The sequence below is a fragment of the Octadecabacter antarcticus 307 genome, assembly GCF_000155675.2.
GTDB lineage: Bacteria > Pseudomonadota > Alphaproteobacteria > Rhodobacterales > Rhodobacteraceae > Octadecabacter > Octadecabacter antarcticus.
In genome coordinates this window covers 1,613,224-1,631,970 of the sequence record NC_020911.1, presented here as the reverse complement: position 1 = coordinate 1,631,970, position 18,747 = coordinate 1,613,224, and the positions used below count along the sequence as shown (strand labels likewise).

Sequence of the window (18,747 nt, the reverse complement as noted above, 5' to 3'; positions counted from 1 at the left end):
TTAGTCTACTCAGCGATCGCGTAAACCAGCGTGATTGAAGCGTTCATTTCGATTTTTCCAGCCGCAAACGGCACGTCATATTGCGGCGAAGAAGACATGTCCATCGCAACGACGGGCGACACTTCAACCATGCGATAACCGCCGCTGCCACCCTCAGTCAGCATCATCAATTCACCCAACGAAACGCCCGCCGCGTCCCCATAAAGCTGCGCCAGCCGCGCGCCTTCGGCCACCGCACGCTTTCGCGCCTCGTCCGTTGCCACCGCCGGATCAATCAGGCCAAATTGCACACCGTCCAATCGGTTCGCAGCGTCCCCGACAACCGCGGCCAACAAGCCGCCTAAACGCACCAAATCCGTCACCTTCACTTCGACAGAATTGATCGCTTGATAACCGGTGATCTGCGTCCCCGAACTCAGCGCGCTTTGCGAATAACGCGGGTTCAGCCGGATCGCGCCACTGCGAATATCCTCGACCGCAATGCCCTCTCCGTCCAACGTCGCTAGAATCGCTGCCGTAGACGCACTCGCAATGTCCAGCGCATTCGCGGCAACTTCAGCCTCCGCCTGCACGCCGATGACGACCGTTGCCATGTCCGGCTCAACACTGATCTCTCCACGACCTGTCACCGTGATAGTGCGGTCTTGCGCGGCCACAGGCGCGGACATCGCGGCAAGCACAAGGGTTACTGATAACAAGCCAAAGCCAATAAAGGGACGCATGAAAGTTCTCCTATTCTGCTGTTTCATTATATCTGACGTGTCCCAACCCACCATCCTTGGCCACCATCCTTGAATTTTTTGAAACGAAAAGTCTCACTTGGCGCGAGCGAAAGCCTGCTGTACCTTACTAGGTCAAGAAAAAGGGGAGTTTTCAGCCCTGCTGGAGGATGCTAAGTCACGCTGATGAAATCGAATTTCGCCTTGTCATTGTCCTTTGACGGTCTGCGCCTGATGCACCGCGTATCGGGTGGTTGGCATTTGGTCGGCCAAGTTGCGCTGGATGACGCTGATCTGACGGGCGCGCTGGATCGTCTGCGCGCCGCCGCCGGCATCCTTGAACCGGCCGGAATTTCAACCAAGTTGTTAATTCCAAACGATCAAATAAAATACCTTGCGCTGGATACGACCCGCGCCAGCGAAGACGACGTTCGCCAGGCATTACACGGAGCCACGCCCTACGCGGTGCAAGATTTGGTCTATGATTACGCCAAAGGTGGCGGGCGCACTTATGTTGCTGCCGTCGCCAAAGAAACCCTGACCGAAGCGAAACAATTTGCCGCCGAACACGGATTTAATCCTGTTAGTTTTGCCGCAGTTCCCAAACCCTTTACCTATGTCGGGGAGGCGTTTTTTGGCAGTGTGGACGGCAAGCCCATTGAACGTGATGAGGATTCAGTGATCGTCATCGGCGAAGCTGCGATAACAACTGCACAACCGGACGTCCCCGTTGAACCGGAAACTGACACCCTGGCTGACGCCGCGCCTGCGGCCAACATCACGCCCGATACGCAGCCAAGCGTCGAGGATGCTTTCATCCCCGATGTGCCAGACCCAGTTGTACCAGACCCCGATTTTTCCGACAGGGCTGACCCGGTTGCGGCCGAACCCGATACAGCGCCGCTGTCACCAGACGAGCCCCTGTCACCGGACGAGACTGTGCCAGATGAGCTGGAGCTTGCGCCGACACCCACGCTCGAACCGGACCTTGCCGAGCCTACCGTCGACGCGTCTGCAACCGAGCCAATGATCGAAGCATTCGCTGAGGGTCGTGCACAGTCACACATCACGCCAGACGTCGAATCTGACCCAGATTCTGATCCCCAGAAAACTGCGCCAAGCACGACAGACGCAGCCGATACTGACGCGCCGATGTTCGCATCCCGCCTGCGCGCAGATCGCAACGAAGGGCGCCCCGCTCCCGTACAAAAAACCGCCCCCCAAACCAACGCGACCGCAAGCCCACGCGCAGAACCCACCTTCAGCCACCAATCACCACCGTCACTTTCCGTGCCGACCTTATCCGTTCCGACGGGCAAAAGCACCGACCCGATGCCGTCACTTTCGGCGCCCAGCCACACTGCGAATGCCGCGCCAATCGTTCCACCCATCACGACCAAAGCGCCCGATAGTGACGTGGCCCCCACAATCACTGGTGATGCGCCAACAGCCCTGTCGCCCGACGCTGTCCTCTCTGCTGCATCCTTCGGCATTGATCCCGTACCGCGCGCTGATCGTGGCGGCGACAATGACCAAAGCGATGCACCTGACACGGCAGACGAGAAAAGCAGTGCGCCGTCGACTGTCAGTGGCGCAGTTGGCGGTATGTTCGCCAGCCGCCGCATGGCCCATGCAGAGGCGAAGACTGATGCGCAAACCAGCAATCCCGACACACCGAACGAAAAATCCCGCCTGACGGTCTTTGGCGCGCGCAAAAAGCCGAAAACCAAGCCCAAAGCCGTCGTCGGTGGCAAACCGCGCTTTCTGGGGCTAGTCCTGACAGCGGTTCTGCTGTTGTTCCTGCTCGCCATGGCGGCTGTCGCAGCCCTGTCTGAGGACGGCTTCGCCAACTGGTTCGGCTTTGGATCAACCGAGACACAAATGGCATCGGATCCAACAGCAACGTCAGCATCGGCTCCAGCTCCAACATCGGTTTCGGAGGTGGCCGCACCGCAAGCGGCTAATGCCACGCAACCGACCGCATCAGCAGATACAACGGATGCTTTGGCTACGAATTTGATGCCGAACCTGATACCTGGCGGACAGGTCCTGTCCCCCGAGGAAGCAACCCGCATTTATGCCGCGACCGGCGTTTGGCAAAGGGCCCCGCGCATTCCCCAAATCCCCCGCACAGGCACGCTTGATACGATGACGCTCGCAGTGTCAACGCGCCCCGTGATACGGGTTCCCGCCAGCCCGCTGGCATCGGCCAGCAGCGTCGCAGGTGACGCCCTGATCGCCGCCCCGATTGACCCACCGCCACCAAGTCAAACCTTTGATTATGATGCCAACGGTCTGGTTGTCGCAACGCCGCAGGGCGCAATCACGCCGGACGGTATTTTGGTCATCGCCGGTCGCCCGCCGCTTAACCCGCCTACGCGAACTGGGACCGTGGCACCTTTGATTACACCGCAAGATCAACTCGCTGCCGTGATCTCACAGGACGCAACACCCCGTGAAGATGCGCCCGAAGGCGTGATTGTGATCGCGGGTCGCCCCGCCATCGAACCACCCATCCGCCCTGCTGCAGCAGCACCCGAGGCCGCAGAACTTACGTCGGGTGCTGCCCCTTTACTTGCGCGCGATGGCCTTCTGGTCCTTGCCGGATCGCCGCCAATTTTGCCACCCATCCGGCCCGGAACGATTTCACCATCAACGATCACCGCGCCAAGCGTTGTGGCGATTGATCCGGCAACACCCGAAATCGACCCTCCTGAAACGCCACCTCCAACCACATCACCCGAGGGCTTGAACGTCATCGTCGGATCGCCGCCCAATTTGCCGCTTGTTCGCTCGGAAACAGTTGCGCCGCAGGGAAATGTTGAAAACCTCACGCAAGATATCGCTGTCGCGCTGAACACTAGAACCGCGCAGGTCCCAACCGCCGACACACTCCGCCCATTGCCGCGCCCAGCCGCCGTTCTTGCGACCGCTGTCGCCGCCGCTGAAATCGCCGCCGCACAGGCTGCCGCACAGGCTGCCGCCGCAAACACCCCCGTCCTTGGTGCGTTAACCGTCGCGCAAGCCACAGCGTTCCGCCCGCGCACACGTCCTGTGGGCCTTGCCCCAGTCCAAACACCAGTTCAAACACCTGACCCCGAACCCATATCCGAAAATGCCGCCGTACAACCCGCGCCAACGGGTCTGCAAATCTCACCGGAAATTGCCGCAGCCGTGTTGGCCGCCAACAACCGTCCCAACCCGATCGTCAATCCAACTGCACTGGCCGTTCCGGCCAGCAGCCGCCCTGATCCGCGGCCGCGCAACATGGCCCGCATCGTCGCGCGGGCCAACGACGCGCGACAACGCGCCGCCACACAAGTCGCCGCAGCTGCAGTCGCCCCACGCACCGTGACCCCAAGTGGCCCGACCGGTAGCGCCGTTGCGCAAGCTGCAACATTGGATAACGCCATCAATCTGCGCGAGGTCAACCTGATCGGCATCTACGGCGGCTCGGGTGATCGCCGCGCACTAGTGCGGATGGGCAACGGGCGTTACGTGCGCGTGACCGTCGGGGATCGCCTTGACGGGGGCAGCGTGACCTCCATCAGCGCCGAAGCGCTCAATTACACAAAGCGAGGCCGCGCAATCACCCTGCGCGTAGCAAGCTAACTAAATATTATTTCGCGACCTCCAATTTTGAACTTTCGCGGATAGCACGTAATGGAACAGACACTTCTTCTCGCCACGATCCTCCTCGGCGCTGCTGTCATTGCGGTGCCGCTGGCAGCACGCCTCGGCCTTGGATCTGTGTTGGGATATTTGCTGGCAGGCGTCGCAATTGCGCCCCTGATCGGTGCAGAAGCCGCCGAATTGCAACACGTCGCGGAATTTGGCGTCGTGATGATGCTATTCCTGATCGGACTTGAACTGGAACCCCGCGCCCTGTGGGGCATGCGTCACCGCCTGATCGGGCTGGGGGGATTACAAATCGGCCTGACCACCTTGCTGATCACAGCCTTGTTCATGGGGATGGGTCAGCCGTGGCAAACTGCCCTCGCGATTGGCATGATATTCGCGCTGTCCTCCACTGCTATCGTGTTGCAAACCCTCTCTGAAAAGGGCCTGATGCAGACGAGCGGTGGGCGTAACACGTTCTCAGTGTTGCTGACCCAAGACATCGCCGTCATCCCGATGTTGGCGATACTTCCGCTGCTGGCCCTGCGCGCGCCCGTACGCGTCCAGTTGGACGGCTCCATGGCGCGAGGCCCAATTGAAGAACCCACCGACCATTCCATGAGCCTCGTGGATGGCCTGCCCGGGTGGGGTGTCACCCTCGTGACTATCGGTGCTGTGGTCGCAGTGATCTTGATCGGCGTGTTCCTGACCAAACCGATATTCCGCTACATCCACCAAGCGCGTCTGCGCGAAATGTATACCGCCCTCGCACTGCTGATCGTGGTGTCTATTGCCACGCTTATGGGCCTCGTCGGGCTGTCGGCGGCCCTTGGCACCTTCCTTGCAGGCGTCGTCCTCGCAAACTCGGAATTCCGCCATGAACTCGAAAGCGACCTGGCGCCGTTCAAGGGGCTGCTGCTCGGGCTGTTCTTTATCACCGTTGGGGCAGGCATCGACTTTGGCGTTCTGTTCGCCAAACCGGCCCGTATCATTGGGCTGACATTGGCGGTGATGGTGATCAAAGGCTGCGTTCTATATTTTCTGGCGCGCGTGTTCAACATCAAAGGCCGCGCACGCTGGCTGTTCACCCTCGGCCTCGCGCAAGCCGGCGAATTCGGCTTCGTGTTGATCGCGTTTTCGCTACAACAAAACGTGCTTGGCCCAATACTGGGTGCAGACTTGTTGCTGGTTGTGGCCCTATCAATGATGATCACGCCCCTATTGTTCATCGTCTATGACGTGGTGTCGCGCCGCATAAAAGTCGAAGATGCGGAGCATCCCGAAGACGAAATCGACGAAAAAGGCACTGTCATTATCGCGGGCATTGGCCGCTTTGGGCAGGTGGTGAACCGCCTCGTGCAGTCGAGCGGTTTCAGTACCGTGGTTCTCGATAATAATCTCAAAACCGTGCAGCTGATGCGCACGTTTGGGTTCAAAGGCTTCTTTGGCGACCCGACCCGCCCCGACATTCTGCATGCCGCCGGATTGGATGACGCCTCTGTGCTGGTTGTCGCATTGGACAACAAAGACGCCGCTGTAACGCTGGTCAAATATGCCCGCGGCCACCGGCCGGACCTGCATATTATCGCGCGTGCACGTGATAGCGTGCATGTCTATGAACTTTATGCGGCCGGGGCCAATGACATCGTGCGCGAATTGTTCGACAGCTCACTACGTGCGGGTCGATATGTGCTCGAAAATCTTGGCCTATCCGAATACGAAGCCTCCGAGGCCGAGATGTCGTACTACCACCACGACCGCGCCACCTTGCGCGATTTGGCCAAAGTTTGGGACCCAAACGTCCCCATCGCCAAAAACAAGGCTTACATTGAACGTGCCAAAGCCGCCGATCGTGACCTCGAAAGCGCACTAACCGAAACCTTGGACGAGGCTGAACGCGAAGCCACCCGTCGCGGCGACACGCTAAAGCCAAAGACCGCCGTCAAACCCTAACCGCCACGTCCTGTTTTCTGTGCCCCGTACTCTGCCCCAGCCTTTGTCTCAAAAGTATCCTAGGGGGCCGTTCATTGTGCGCCATTGGCTCATGCCCAAGGGACGACGCTGGACGGGGGCAGCAATGGCGCCAGCGGCCTCTGAACCTTGCCCAGCCGCACCCCTAACCCGCCGCAACGCCCGCTTCTGCAAATGTCGCCATGCCGGAATGACACGCAACTGCCGCCTGCATAACACCAATCGCCAATGCCCCGCCGGACCCTTCACCAAGCCGTAAACCCAGCGACAAAATTGGCTGTTTCCCCAAAGCCTCCAGCAACTTGTCATGGGCCCCCTCAGCGCTCAAATGCCCAGCAACCGTGTGATCCAATGACCCCGAAACGGCCTTTTCCAGCGCCGCCGCCGCCGCGCAGCAGATAAACCCATCCAAAATCACAGGAATACGGAAATGGCGCGCCGCCCCAATCGCGCCCGCCATCGCCGCCAATTCGCGCCCACCCAAACAGCGCAGCGCCTCTAGCGGATCGGACGCGTCATGCAACGCCAATCCGCGCGCAACCACATCCGTCTTTCGCGCCAGCCCGTCGTCATCCACACCGGTGCCGCGCCCTGTCCATTCAGCCGCCGACCCGCCCAGTACAGCCGCCGCAACGGCTGCCGCTGACGTTGTGTTGCCAATGCCCATTTCGCCCGTGACCAGCAAATCCGCCTTTGGATCGACCGCATTCCAACCAGCCATCAGTGCAATCACCACTTCTGCCTGGCTCATCGCGGGGGCGGTCGTGAAGTCCTGCGTCGGCATCTCCAGTTCAAGCGCATGCACATTCAGCGTCGCACCAAAGGTTTTGGCCAACTGGTTGATCGCCGCGCCGCCATGTTCGAAATTGCTCACCATCTGCGCCGTCACTTCGGATGGAAACGCCGACACACCCTGCGCGCAAACGCCATGATTGCCCGCAAAAACAATAATCTGTGGGCTTTTGATGCTGGGGCGATCCGTGTCTCGCCAGCTTGCATACCAAATCGCCAACTCCTCCAGCCGCCCCAAGGCACCAGGCGGCTTGGTCAGCTGGCCGTTGCGATCCTTAGCCCCCGCGATGGATTCCATATCAGGACCCGTCGCAGCCTCTAGCGTTGCGCGGAACTCATTCAAAGTGACGAAGGGTGCGGTCATAACAAAGGCCTCATTGCAAACATTTCGTGCATTCTCTACCCACTGGGGCGGAAATGACCAGACAGGAAGCGATGCGATGGCCCACAACACCGACAAATTACAATTTGCCGCACCTTGGGACATCGCCGCAGCACTGGGAATACTCAGTCGCTTGCCCGTGCGCATCGACACCGACCGCGCAACCGCACGTGGTGCTGCATCGGCATGGGCCTACCCGTTCGCGGGTATGATCCTTGGCGCGCTCGCCTGTGCCATCGGCCAAATCGCCCTGTGGCTGGGCCTGCCAAACGGCCTCGCCGCGGGTCTCAGCCTCGCAGCCCTCGTAATCATCACAGGCGCGATGCACGAAGACGGGTTGGCCGATACCGCCGACGGTCTTTGGGGCGGCTGGGACAAGAACCATCGTCTGAAAATCATGAAAGACAGCCACACTGGGGTCTACGGTGTGCTGGCTCTGACCTTGGGCCTCGGTCTGCGCTGGCAGGCCCTCACACTTATCATTGACCATGGTGCCCTCTGGCCTGGCGTCCTCGCAATCGCCATGCTCAGCCGCGCGGCCATGGTCCCTGTCATGGCCGGCCTGCCCCACGCGCGCGACGAAGGACTCAGCCAGTCAGTCGGGCGCCCAGATACGACGACATCCCTCATCGCGATCGCAATCGCCACTTTCGCCTGCATGATACTGCTGCACAGCAGCGGTCTCTGGCTCCTTGCCAGCGCTCTGCTCGCGACCCTAACCTGCGCCGCGATAGCAAAGGCCAAAATCGAAGGTCAAACCGGCGACATCCTCGGGGCAACACAACAAATCAATGAAATCTCAATGCTGCTGACCCTCGCAGCCCTGTTTTCTTAACGGCTTCTTTGGTTCTGAAATACCTAGCTCTAAAGCCCACAATCCAACGCCGCCGCCAACCGCTCAGGCGAATAGGCCCCCAAAGACCGCGCAGCCAAGGTCCCACCGTCCATCCGCGTCACCATCAGTTCCGACCAATCGGCATCCGCGGTGACCATCTCCGGTCCCGCACCGCACGCGCGCACACCGCTTGAAATAAAATTCTCCCCAATGCGATGATTGGTCAAACCAGCCAGCTCTGCGTCCAGAACCAATCCAGCCCCGTCCCATTCGAACACCCGCAATGTCTTGGCCAGATGCGGACGATCCACGAACGCCACTTCAATGCGCCCGTCACCATCAAAATCCGCCGCGCCCACTGGGGCCAACCAGCGCTGTGTCTGGCCGATATGGGGCGTCTGCGCGATCAAGCCCTCGGCATTATAGACGGCCAAGGATGCGCCCAACGTCAGGCTTGTCAGGCTTGTCAGGATCACCACAACTTCAAACTGGCCATCGCCCGTGACATCCCAAAACCGCACGCCCGTGTCCTCAAACACAAATCCCGCACCAGCCTCAAAGACCCGCGATGTCTGGGTCCCATCTGGCGCTCGCCCGACAATCTCCAACGCCGACCACTCGATACAATCGCCCAAGATACAGTGATGATACGCATCTGTCTCACCCCGAAATCCCGCCCCCACAACTTCATCGATAATCACATCGGCCCATGCAGCCCCCGCCAACCCCAAACACACTGCCGGCCCTGCGCCGCGCGCAAGACCTCGCAACGCCTGCAACGTCTGGCGCGGCGCTCTCGCCACGTTAAATCTGTTTTTCAGGCATCTGGACGATCAAACCGTCCAGCGCATCCGTGACCTTCAACTGGCACGTCAAACGCGACCGTGCCGGATCGGGTTCGTATGCGAAGTCGAGCATGTCTTCCTCCATCGCGTCCTTAGCGGGAATTTTTTCAACCCAGGCCCCGTCAACGTAAACGTGGCAGGTGGAACAGGCGCAGGCACCACCGCAATCAGCCTCAATTCCCGGAATGCCGTTGTCGCGCGCGCCTTCCATGACCGTCAGCCCGTTTGCGACGTCCACGATGTGTTCTTTTCCGCCATGTTCGATGTAGGTGATCTTTGCCATTGCGTCGGCCCTTTCTCAAAAAAACTGTTGTCAGTTAGATAGGGCGGGTCACGCGGCCCTGCCACCCCTTTTGCGCCCCTAAATGCATCAAACGTGGCACGCAAACGACACCATTGGCACCCGATTTCGCCGACACCCCCGATGCAGGCTTTGTCTGTGCCCCCGCGTGCGGTATGAAATGCTAACAAACGGGCCATCAGAGCCCGAGGATGAGCAGATGACGATACCGAGCAAACGCACCACGAACGGCGCGCTGGCAGCCCCCCTTTTGTTAGGGGTCGGGTTGATCATTTTGACGGCGTGCATGGACGCGCCGCAAGTGATGCGCGCGGGCGGTGATCCCATCGGTCCGCTGGCCGATCCCGCAACGGTGGACACCGCGCAAGGCACCTGTTTTGCCCGCGCAACCACACCCGCGATTATTGAAACCGTCACCGAACAAGTCATGGTGCAACCCGCATCCGTGCGCAGCGATGGCACCGTGCAATCCCCTGCCGCCTTTCGCACCGTGACACGGCAACAAATCCTGCGCGAACGCCGCGAAGTTGAATTTGAAACCCCTTGCGCCACCATCATGACCCCACAATTTATCGCGTCAGTTCAACGTGCCCTGATCGCGCGTGGTTACTACAATGGTGCCATCAATGGCCGCGTTGACAGGCGCACCGCAACTGCGATTGAACGGTTCCAAACCGCCCAAGACGACGTGCACACAAAGACGCTGACCTTGCGAACCGCACGCGCCTTTGGCCTCGTAGCCCAGCCACGCGACATGCTTTAGCGCAATGAACACCACCGCGGTAAGGTCTTGAAATTATAGGTTGATAGCTGCTCGTGGCGATGGATTGATCACAGCGCAGAACGACCACGAAATCCGGTGCCCTGCCGCGATCACTTCTTATCGCGCGCGGCTTTTTCTTCTTTGGTCAGCGTCTGGTTCCAAACATTTTTGCTCAACCCAAGGCTAGGGTTCAGCGGTTTGGTTTTACCTTTGCTCACCTTACCGCCCTTGTTCAGATATTCCTGAATAAGCGCATCGTCGGTGGTATCTTTTGGAACATGTTTCATGAAAGTATGAATAGCGGTTGTGCAGGGCCTAGGCAACAGCAGCTGTGCGGGCGAATTTGGCCTTCGCTAACTCGGAAACTCGGACAGGATTGGGTCTGTCGATTTCAGGTCAGGTCTGTCTGAAACCTCATTCCACCATCTACTCAAAGCGGTATACCTTGAAAGGGCCTCGCGCCCTTCATCGGCGCGGACGAAGTAATCCATCACTGGCGCAAGATAGCAGTCTGCCAACGTGAACACTTCACTGTTCAAGACAAGGCCTTCACTAGCGATACCGTCCAAAACGGCTAACACTTTCTGGGCTGCTACAATGCCAACCGCAATCTGTTCTTCATCCGGAGGCTCACCCTCCAGGGGCCTAAATACCTTATGGGCAAAGACCTGTCTGATCATTGGCCAATAGCCATAATTAACAATAATTCCGACTACTTGATCCAAGCGCAATCGCCTTGATGTCAACTGGCTGTAGCGGTGGTCCAGCAAAAACACGGTCGATGTAGCCAGTTATCGCACGCGTTTCGAAAACACTAATGTGCCATGAGTTAGTGCGGGCACCCGACTGAACGGGTGCAGCTCAAGGTAGGAAGGGGCAAGTTCAGCGAACGGATCTACCTCAACGGCATCGTAGGCAACGCCCTTCGTAAGCAGCGCCATTCGTGCAATGCGACTATATACGCTATAGCGATAGCTATGCAGCCTGACTGCCTCTGACATGTGTGCCTCCTTCGACTTATCATGCGTCAAGGTAGCAACACTGCAGAACGGAAACAAAGGGCTAAAAGTACACCTCCCCCAACGAAAAGGGGCGCCCCAACCGGAACGCCCCCTGCCACAAATTCGCTAATACCTTACTCCAGCCCGATGGCCACGAACCGTGGCGCTCCGTCGCGGCGCACCAGTAGCAGCAGGGATTTGCGGCCTGCCTCTTGTGCATCTTCAACGCGCGCTTCGAAATCCGCGATGCTGCTGATATTTTGCTGACCCGCCTCGGTGATCAGATCACCCGCCAGCAGGCCCTTGGTTTCAGCCCCTGAGTCCGCTTCAACTTCGACAATAACCAGTCCGCTGCCCGCCTCGACACCAAGACTTTCTTCCATATCCGGCGTGATTTCGGACAGGGTCATGCCCAGCATGTTGGATGTGTTTGGCGTGCCTTCGTCCGGCGTGTCACCGTCTAAAGGGAATGCCACAGCTTCTGCAGTTTCACGACGCCCCAGCACGACGGTCAGATCAACCATCTCACCGCCGCGCAGAATTTCGACGGGGACTTCTTTGCCGACCGGTGAATTGCCAACGATTTGCACAAGTTCACGGGTGTCCTCAATCGCGATGCCGTCGAACTGCAAAATGATATCGCCCGATTCCATTCCTGCGTCTTCGGCAGGGCCCGCAGGAACATCCGTAACCATCGCGCCGCGTGCTTCTTGCAACCCGTCAATCGCATCGATCATATCAGCCGTGACGTCCTGAATGCGCACACCCAGCCAACCACGCCGCGTTTCGCCGAATTCTTCCAACTGATCGATGACGTTGGACACAACATCAGACGACATGGCGAAACCAATTCCAATGGACCCACCGTTGGGCGACAGAATGGCGGTGTTCACGCCAATCACGTCACCATTCATATTGAACAACGGTCCACCCGAATTGCCGCGGTTAATCGCGGCATCCGTCTGAATGTAATCGTCATATGTGCCCTGCAATGAACGGTTGCGCGCAGAAATAATTCCGGCGGATACCGAAAACCCCTGCCCCAACGGGTTGCCCATCGCCATGACCCAGTCGCCAACCCGCGATCCGGGGCCATTACTGTCACCAAAGCTCACAAAGCTCAGCGGCGTGTCATATTCGACCTTCAACAAGGCAATATCTGTGTTGGGGTCGGTACCAACAAGGACAGCCGGCAGCAATTTCGATGGTTGATTGTCACCAGGAAAAAATTCAATCTCGATCTCGTCGGCACCTTCAATGACGTGGTTGTTTGTCACGATGTAGCCGTCGGCAGAAATCACAAATCCCGACCCCAGTGCGGACGACCGACGTGGGCCGTCTTCGCCAAACTCTTGAAAGAAATCCTCAAACGGGGACCCTTCCGGAACAACGCCCTGCGGCCCAGTGCGGCCAGCAACTACGGTACTTGTGGTGATGTTGACCACTGCGGGGCTGACAATTTCAGCCAAATCCGCAAACGTCGCGGGGCGGTTTTGGGCGTCAGCGCTGACGACTGTGACCAAGGACAACGCAAGGCCAACCATGAGGGCAGCGATCCATGTCTGGCGCGCGTCATTGGTCGGCGCAGCTGCGATGGCTTGTGGCGTTGCAACCGAATGGATTCTCACATGGGTTATCGAAGGGATTTTCACTGGGCATCTCCTTGTAGGGGCTTCAAATACATTGACTGTAAAACAGTCCTTGAGTTTGAATGTAGGCGTGGCGCGCGCCAGCGCAACGGCAAACACGGGGTCGTCACCCATGCGTGAACGCACGCCTAAAGTGCAACGACCAATAACTCCTTGCCAGAACGGGTCTTTTGCCGCCATTCTGTGCAAATTCTTGGTTTGGGGGGCCATACGAAATGACTGATTTCTTTACACCGAATGTCCTGATCGCCTGCGCGGCGACAGCATTTGCATGTGGCTATTTACTGATCAATCAAATGCAATTGCGGATGATGATGTTCATCGGATCAACCTTTTATATCGCCTATTACGCTACCGCCGCGGCAGATCCACTTTATGGCGGCATCTACTCGACGATGGGCATGATGACGGCCAATTTCATCGGCATGACGACACTTATGCTGCGGCGATTTCAGATTTCATTGCCCGCCGCACATATAGACATTTACCAAATGTTTACCATGCTTTCGCCGGGTGACTTCAGGCTGGTGATGAAACACGCGGACCGCATCACATTGGACGTGGATCAAATCGTAACAACCGAAGGCGATTCAGTGACCAGTCTATATTTTATCCTGTCTGGCGGCGTCAAAGTACGTAAACGCGGTGCGCAGTTTGTGCTGCCAAGCGGGGTGTTTGTGGGTGAAGTCGCCTATCTTTTGCAACGGCCCAGTGTCGCCACAACAACCATTGCTGCCGGCGCAGAAGTATTGCGTTGGGACGTAGAGGATATGCGACAGAAAATCGCACGTAACCCACGATTCAAATTGGCAATCGACGCGATGCTTAGTTACGATCTGGCTCGCAAAGTCGGCGAAGCCGTTGCACCGTTAGACCAAGCAGCCTAACCAAGCACGCCCAGATTTGCCGCAACCCAAACCAACGCCACGCCCATAGCCAGTGCTGCCAGCCCGACCAAGCGCCGTGTTTCCAGCGACATTTGGCGCAAGGCCGCCAGCAGGTCTTCGACAAGCGAAGGGGCCAGTGCGTACACCAGCCCCTCCACGATCAAAACCAACCCAAGAGCCAGAATTGCAATTCCCATTTTTATCGCTCCGCTAGCATCAGTTATTCACCAGCAGGCGTGCCGTTCTCGTTCCTCAGATAGTCAAAGAACTCGTGATCAGGGCTAAGAACCAGACGCGCATTACCATTTCCTATGGCCTTGCCATAGGCTTCAAGTGAGCGGTAGAACTGGAAGAATTCAGCGTCCTGCCCGTAGGCGCTTGCGAAAATCGCGTTGCGTTCTGCGTCCGCTTCACCCTCAGCGATCCGTGCCAGACGTTCTGCGTCAGACACAAGTTCGATCACTGTACGATCCGCCAGCGCACGAATACGCTGTGCCGCTTCACGACCACGGGCGCGTTCGTCTTCGGCCTCACGTTCACGTTCCGACACCATGCGGCGGAAGGTTTCAGCAAGGTTTTCAGTCGGCAGATCGGTGCGCTTCAACCGCACATCAATAAGCGTCAGACCCAGTGAACTGGCTTCGGACCTTGCGCCATTTCGGATACGTAGCATCAGCGCGGTACGGTCCGTGGACAAAATGTCACCGGAACTAACCGAACCCAAAACTTCGCGGGTTTGAGCACGCAAAATATCCTCAAGACGACGATCGGCAACGGCTTTGGCTTGTTCACCACCCGCACCTGTCGCTTGACGGAACTGCACAACATCCGAAATCCGGTAGCGCGCAAAGGCGTCAATAATCAAACGACGGTCATCGTCTGGAATGACTTCTTGCGCTTCCATGTCGATAGAAATGATCCGGTCATCATAGGTTACAACCTGATCCACGAAGGGCACACGGAAACCGATGCCTGGATCTTCCTGAACCTGAACAACCCGACCAAAGCGCAAGATCAACGCCTTTTCACGTTCGTCCACGATGAAAATCGAACTCATTATCACTGCGATCGCAACCACGATGACTGGTAGAATTAAGACTGACTTATTCATTTAGTTGCCCCCCTGTGTGACTGGACGACGCACCTCATCAAGCGGCAGATACGGAACGACACCGCCCCCGCCTGCATTATCGTCAAGCAAGATGATGTCAGCACTGCCGAAAATGGCTTCAACTGTTTCAAGATATAGACGCTGACGCGTTACTTCCGGTGCCTTTGAGTATTCGTTGAGAACGGCCAAGAAACGGCTCGCCTCACCTTCGGCTTCGTTCACCACGCGGGCGCGGTAGCCTTCTGCAGCCTCCACGATTTGCGCCGCATTACCACGCGCCCCTGCTGTTACGCGGTTGGCATAGGCGTCGGCTTGGTTTTGCAACTGAATGCGTTCTTGTTCGGCGTCTTGCACGTCGCGAAACGCATCCAGTGGCGATGTCAGCCGTTGGTTGCCATCAATATCGATAACCTGAACCTGCGTTGCGGGTGGATCGGCCTCATCAAGGTTGATCCGCACGATATTCACGCCACTATCGTAGCTGTTAAGCGTGCTTTGCGTCAGTTCTTGCAGCCGTTCACGGATCACCGCACGTTCGCGGTTCAGGCTGGCCAGTTCAGACGTTGCGATAATTTCGCGCATGGCGGATTCAGCCACGGCAGTGATCGTCGTTTCCGGATCAGCAAGGTTAAACAAGAACTTGTCGGGCTCAGGAATATTCCAGACCACCTGAAAGTCGATGTCGACGATATTTTCGTCACCCGTCAACATCAGGCCGATATCGGCCTCAAGCTGGGATTGGACGGCGCGGCTATCGCCCAACTGGGCCGGAACTTCTTCTTCGCCAATCTCGATGACGCGTTCCTGCGACACATTGACGATCTCGTAGGTGACGATCGGCCAAGGCGCAAAGTTCAGGCCAGACTCGCCGATGGCCGAAAATTCGCCCAAAAACAGCTCAACTGACCTTTGCTCGGGCCGCACCGTGTAAACACTGGTAAACAGCCACAATGCGACTGCTGCCAATAGGCCCAATCCAACCATGCCACGGGTGATCTGTGGGCCACCGGCCCCACCACCACTACCGCCAGCGCGATTGCGGCCATTGCCGCCGCCCATCAAGACGCGCAGCTGCTCCTTGGTTTTGTTGATGATTTCATCAAATTCAGGGATCTGTGGTTCGTTACCAGGGCGGCGTCCACCACTGCGATCACCATTTCCATTCGGGCGCGAACGGTCGTCGTCGTCGTCGCCATCATCGCCTCCGCCCCCCCAGGGGCCGCCATTATTTCCAGCCATTAAGCTTGTCTTCCTTTTTCTCGCCCCGGAGGGCGGTTTTAGTATTCGAATGCCCTCGCATGGGCTCTGAACGAGTCTCGTGATTATTCTTGCCTTATAAATGTGCCTTTGGGCTCATTATTCAAGCGGTACATTCATGCTGACCTCACCGGATCGCGCATCGTTACCAATTCTTCAGAAATCGTCGGATGCACCGCACAGGTCGCGTCAAATTGCTCCTTTGTGGCCCCCATCTTGATCGCAATCCCCGCCAGCTGGATCATCTCACCCGCATGCGGGCTGACAATATGGCAGCCTAACACCTTTCGCGTGGCTTTGGACACCACCAGCTTCATCAACACGCGGTCGGGGCGGTTTGCAAAGGCAGTTTGCATCGGGCGGAAAGATGCGGCGTAAACCTCAATCTGTTCTTGCTCGCGCGCGTCTTCCTCGCTCAATCCCACCGTGCCCATCTCTGGTTGGGTGAAAATCGCCGATGGGATCAGCGCGTGATCGATCTTCGTTGGATTGCCCTTAAAAACGGTCTCAACAAATGCCATCGCCTCACGGATCGCCACTGGCGTTAGCTGCACACGGTTGGTCACATCGCCAATCCCATAAATGCTAGGCACCTTGGTCTGGCTGTAGTCATCAACGACAACCTCGTTCCTGCGCCCGACCTCAACGCCGACGGCCTCAAGCCCCAGCCCGTCCGTATTGGGCGTGCGCCCTGTGGCAAACATGACCTGATCAAACACCATTTCAGACCCATTTGTGCATTTGACCCAAATGCCGCCGCCATCTTTGGCATCCTGCTTTTCCATCTCGAGCACGTTGGTGCCCAAATGCAAATGAACGCCCTTCTCAATCATCATCTCTGACACCAACCCGCGCGCTTCATCGTCAAAGCCGCGCAGGATTTGCGCACCACGATAAAACTGCGTCACTTCAACACCAAGGCCATTGAGAATGCAGGCGAATTCACTGGCAATATAACCGCCACCAACAATCAGGATTTTCTTTGGCAACTCAGGCAACAGGAAAATGTCGTTGCTGGTGATGCCCAGCTCGGCGTTCTTCATATCCGGCAAAACCGGCCGGCCACCTGTTGCCACCAAGATATGCTTGGTGCTAAATTTGGTACCATCCGCCAGCGTCACCTCATGGGTGCCCGTCACGGTGGCGCGGGCATCGTGAATGGTCACGTCTGATCCCGCCAACATCTTGCGGTAAACCGCTTCCAGCCGGTCCAGTTCCGCGTTCAAATGCGTGCGAAACGTCGGCCAGTTAAACGTGCCATCGCGCACGTCCCAGCCGTAGGCGCGCGCATCCGCGAACATTTCTTGGTATTCGGATGCGAAGACCATCAACTTTTTGGGAACGCAGCCGCGGATCACGCAGGTCCCACCCATGCGGAATTCTTCGGCGAGCCCGACCCTCGCGCCCGTAGCGGACGCGACCCGCGCAGCACGAACGCCGCCAGACCCGCCACCGATTACAAAAAGATCGTAGTCAAAATCGGACATGGCTTTGGCCTTTCAGCGGAGGTCAGGAAGGGATTAAGTCAAGGATTAAATCGAGGTCAAGTTTTTCGATTTTGGATAAATCACAGCCACGCGCCGATGACCAGTCACGCGCACGCGAGCGTCAGCACATTCTTAACCGTTAGATTTTATTCAAAACCGTTAAAATAGCTTATTTTCAATTAATTGGGGCCCGTTCTCACGCCTGTTGCGATCTAGTCGTTGAGATCGGCAAACAGGTTATCAGTCTCGACGAATTCGATGCGGCTTTCCTCAACTGATCCGGCATTGATATCGCGCACTTTGACGCGGCCATCACCGTAGCCGATGACGACAATGTCACAGATATCGATGAACAATCCGTTTTCGACTACGCCCGGTATCTGGTTGATAACAAGCGAAAATTGCCGCGAATTTCCAATCCTGTTCAGGTGCAGATCAAGGATGTGATTGCCCTCATCGGTGTAATAGGGCGCATCACCGTTCATGCGCAGCGACACTTGGCGTCCCAGCACATCCATGCTGATCAGCGTTTCTTCAACCAAGGTCTTCGTGGTCTGCCAGCCGAACGGAATCACCTCAATCGGGAGAGGAAAATGTCCCAGTGTTTCTACCTGCTTGGACGCATCTGCGATCACAATCATCTGATCGCTTGCAGTGGCCACAATCTTTTCTTGCAACAACGCCCCGCCGCCGCCTTTGATCAAATTCAGATTGCCGTCGTATTCATCCGTGCCATCAATTGTCAGGTCCAACCACTTGGCTTCGTCCAGTGAAATAACATCAATACCAACGTCACGTGCCAGTTCTGCGGTCCGTGTAGATGTCGGTACACCCTTGATTTTCAAACCATCTTTTTCAACCATCTCGCCCAGACACTTAACCAACCACGCGGCGGTGGACCCTGTTCCAAGGCCAACTTTCATACCGTCTTGCACATATTGGGTCGCTTGTTTGGCGGCGACAAATTTGGCTTTGTCGATGGGGGACAGTTCGAACGACATAGGCGTAGCTCCTGCAAGATGAATCGATGCTGCAGCCCTTATAGAACGGCCTTCCCCATGGTGCGACCCCTGCATTAGAATTTGCTGAAGCCCCCCCCCGGAAACGCCTGTCGATGTGTCGTTTTCCA

18 protein-coding genes are annotated in these 18,747 nt (G+C 57.4%); 5 read left to right on the top strand and 13 right to left on the bottom strand.

Annotated features, from left to right (window positions below):
- Nucleotides 1-5 precede the first annotated feature (5 nt).
- Nucleotides 6-722: an SIMPL domain-containing protein gene (locus OAN307_RS08375; RefSeq protein ID WP_015499348.1), complete on the bottom strand. Its 717-nt coding sequence runs from the start codon at nt 720-722 to the stop codon at nt 6-8.
- Between the two features lie 183 nt (nt 723-905).
- Here OAN307_RS08375 and OAN307_RS08370 point away from each other — a divergent pair, with 183 nt between their 5' ends.
- Entirely contained in the window at nt 906-4,331 is a 3,426-nt protein-coding gene (locus tag OAN307_RS08370) for a hypothetical protein (RefSeq protein ID WP_015499347.1), read from the top strand.
- 51 nt (nt 4,332-4,382) lie between these two features.
- Nucleotides 4,383-6,290, top strand: coding sequence for a cation:proton antiporter domain-containing protein (locus OAN307_RS08365; protein WP_015499346.1), 1,908 nt, complete (start codon nt 4,383-4,385; stop codon nt 6,288-6,290).
- A 163-nt stretch (nt 6,291-6,453) separates the two neighbouring features.
- On the opposite strand, the gene cobT is transcribed toward OAN307_RS08365, so the two are convergent.
- Nucleotides 6,454-7,464 (bottom strand): nicotinate-nucleotide--dimethylbenzimidazole phosphoribosyltransferase, encoded by a 1,011-nt coding sequence (cobT, locus tag OAN307_RS08360; protein ID WP_015499345.1) that lies wholly within the window; start codon nt 7,462-7,464, stop codon nt 6,454-6,456.
- Between the two features lie 76 nt (nt 7,465-7,540).
- Between cobT and OAN307_RS08355 the strand changes: the two genes are divergently transcribed.
- On the top strand, nt 7,541-8,317 hold the full coding sequence (locus tag OAN307_RS08355; protein ID WP_044043433.1) for an adenosylcobinamide-GDP ribazoletransferase: 777 nt from the start codon (nt 7,541-7,543) through the stop codon (nt 8,315-8,317).
- A gap of 29 nt (nt 8,318-8,346) precedes the next feature.
- On the opposite strand, the gene OAN307_RS08350 is transcribed toward OAN307_RS08355, so the two are convergent.
- Nucleotides 8,347-9,120: an FG-GAP repeat domain-containing protein gene (locus OAN307_RS08350; RefSeq protein WP_015499343.1), complete on the bottom strand. Its 774-nt coding sequence runs from the start codon at nt 9,118-9,120 to the stop codon at nt 8,347-8,349.
- A gap of 1 nt (nt 9,121) precedes the next feature.
- Complete coding sequence (locus OAN307_RS08345; protein ID WP_015499342.1) at nt 9,122-9,445, bottom strand: 2Fe-2S iron-sulfur cluster-binding protein; 324 nt, start codon at nt 9,443-9,445, stop codon at nt 9,122-9,124.
- Nucleotides 9,446-9,662: 217 nt separating this feature from the next.
- On the opposite strand from OAN307_RS08345, the gene OAN307_RS08340 reads away from it, so the two are divergent.
- Complete coding sequence (locus OAN307_RS08340) at nt 9,663-10,226, top strand: peptidoglycan-binding domain-containing protein (RefSeq protein WP_015499341.1); 564 nt, start codon at nt 9,663-9,665, stop codon at nt 10,224-10,226.
- Between the two features lie 110 nt (nt 10,227-10,336).
- On the opposite strand, the gene OAN307_RS28895 is transcribed toward OAN307_RS08340, so the two are convergent.
- From OAN307_RS28895 to OAN307_RS08325, 4 genes are all read right to left on the bottom strand, one after another.
- Complete coding sequence (locus OAN307_RS28895; RefSeq protein ID WP_015499340.1) at nt 10,337-10,513, bottom strand: hypothetical protein; 177 nt, start codon at nt 10,511-10,513, stop codon at nt 10,337-10,339.
- A 66-nt stretch (nt 10,514-10,579) separates the two neighbouring features.
- A complete protein-coding gene (locus OAN307_RS29815) occupies nt 10,580-10,951 on the bottom strand; it encodes a glutathione binding-like protein (protein WP_245541000.1) in 372 nt (123 codons plus the stop codon).
- Nucleotides 10,952-11,017: 66 nt separating this feature from the next.
- Entirely contained in the window at nt 11,018-11,227 is a 210-nt protein-coding gene (locus OAN307_RS29810) for a glutathione S-transferase family protein (protein ID WP_275450641.1), read from the bottom strand.
- Nucleotides 11,228-11,361: 134 nt separating this feature from the next.
- Complete coding sequence (locus OAN307_RS08325; protein ID WP_245541045.1) at nt 11,362-12,771, bottom strand: Do family serine endopeptidase; 1,410 nt, start codon at nt 12,769-12,771, stop codon at nt 11,362-11,364.
- Nucleotides 12,772-13,091: 320 nt separating this feature from the next.
- On the opposite strand from OAN307_RS08325, the gene OAN307_RS08320 reads away from it, so the two are divergent.
- Nucleotides 13,092-13,763, top strand: a complete 672-nt coding sequence (locus OAN307_RS08320; RefSeq protein WP_015499338.1) for a Crp/Fnr family transcriptional regulator — start codon at nt 13,092-13,094, stop codon at nt 13,761-13,763.
- Here OAN307_RS08320 and OAN307_RS08315 read toward each other — a convergent pair.
- The 5 genes from OAN307_RS08315 to rpiA form a co-directional block, all read right to left on the bottom strand.
- On the bottom strand, nt 13,760-13,960 hold the full coding sequence (locus tag OAN307_RS08315) for a DUF2065 domain-containing protein (RefSeq protein ID WP_015499337.1): 201 nt from the start codon (nt 13,958-13,960) through the stop codon (nt 13,760-13,762). The two genes, OAN307_RS08320 and OAN307_RS08315, sit on opposite strands and share 4 nt — an antisense overlap.
- A gap of 23 nt (nt 13,961-13,983) precedes the next feature.
- Nucleotides 13,984-14,874, bottom strand: coding sequence for a protease modulator HflC (gene hflC, locus OAN307_RS08310; RefSeq protein WP_015499336.1), 891 nt, complete (start codon nt 14,872-14,874; stop codon nt 13,984-13,986).
- Entirely contained in the window at nt 14,875-16,113 is a 1,239-nt protein-coding gene (gene hflK, locus OAN307_RS08305; protein WP_015499335.1) for an FtsH protease activity modulator HflK, read from the bottom strand.
- 134 nt (nt 16,114-16,247) lie between these two features.
- Nucleotides 16,248-17,618, bottom strand: coding sequence for a glutathione-disulfide reductase (gene gor, locus OAN307_RS08300; protein WP_015499334.1), 1,371 nt, complete (start codon nt 17,616-17,618; stop codon nt 16,248-16,250).
- A 212-nt stretch (nt 17,619-17,830) separates the two neighbouring features.
- Nucleotides 17,831-18,619 carry a ribose-5-phosphate isomerase RpiA gene (gene rpiA / locus OAN307_RS08295; protein ID WP_044044568.1) on the bottom strand — a complete coding sequence of 263 codons (789 nt, stop codon included), beginning with the start codon at nt 18,617-18,619 and terminating at the stop codon, nt 17,831-17,833.
- Nucleotides 18,620-18,747: the final 128 nt, after the last annotated feature.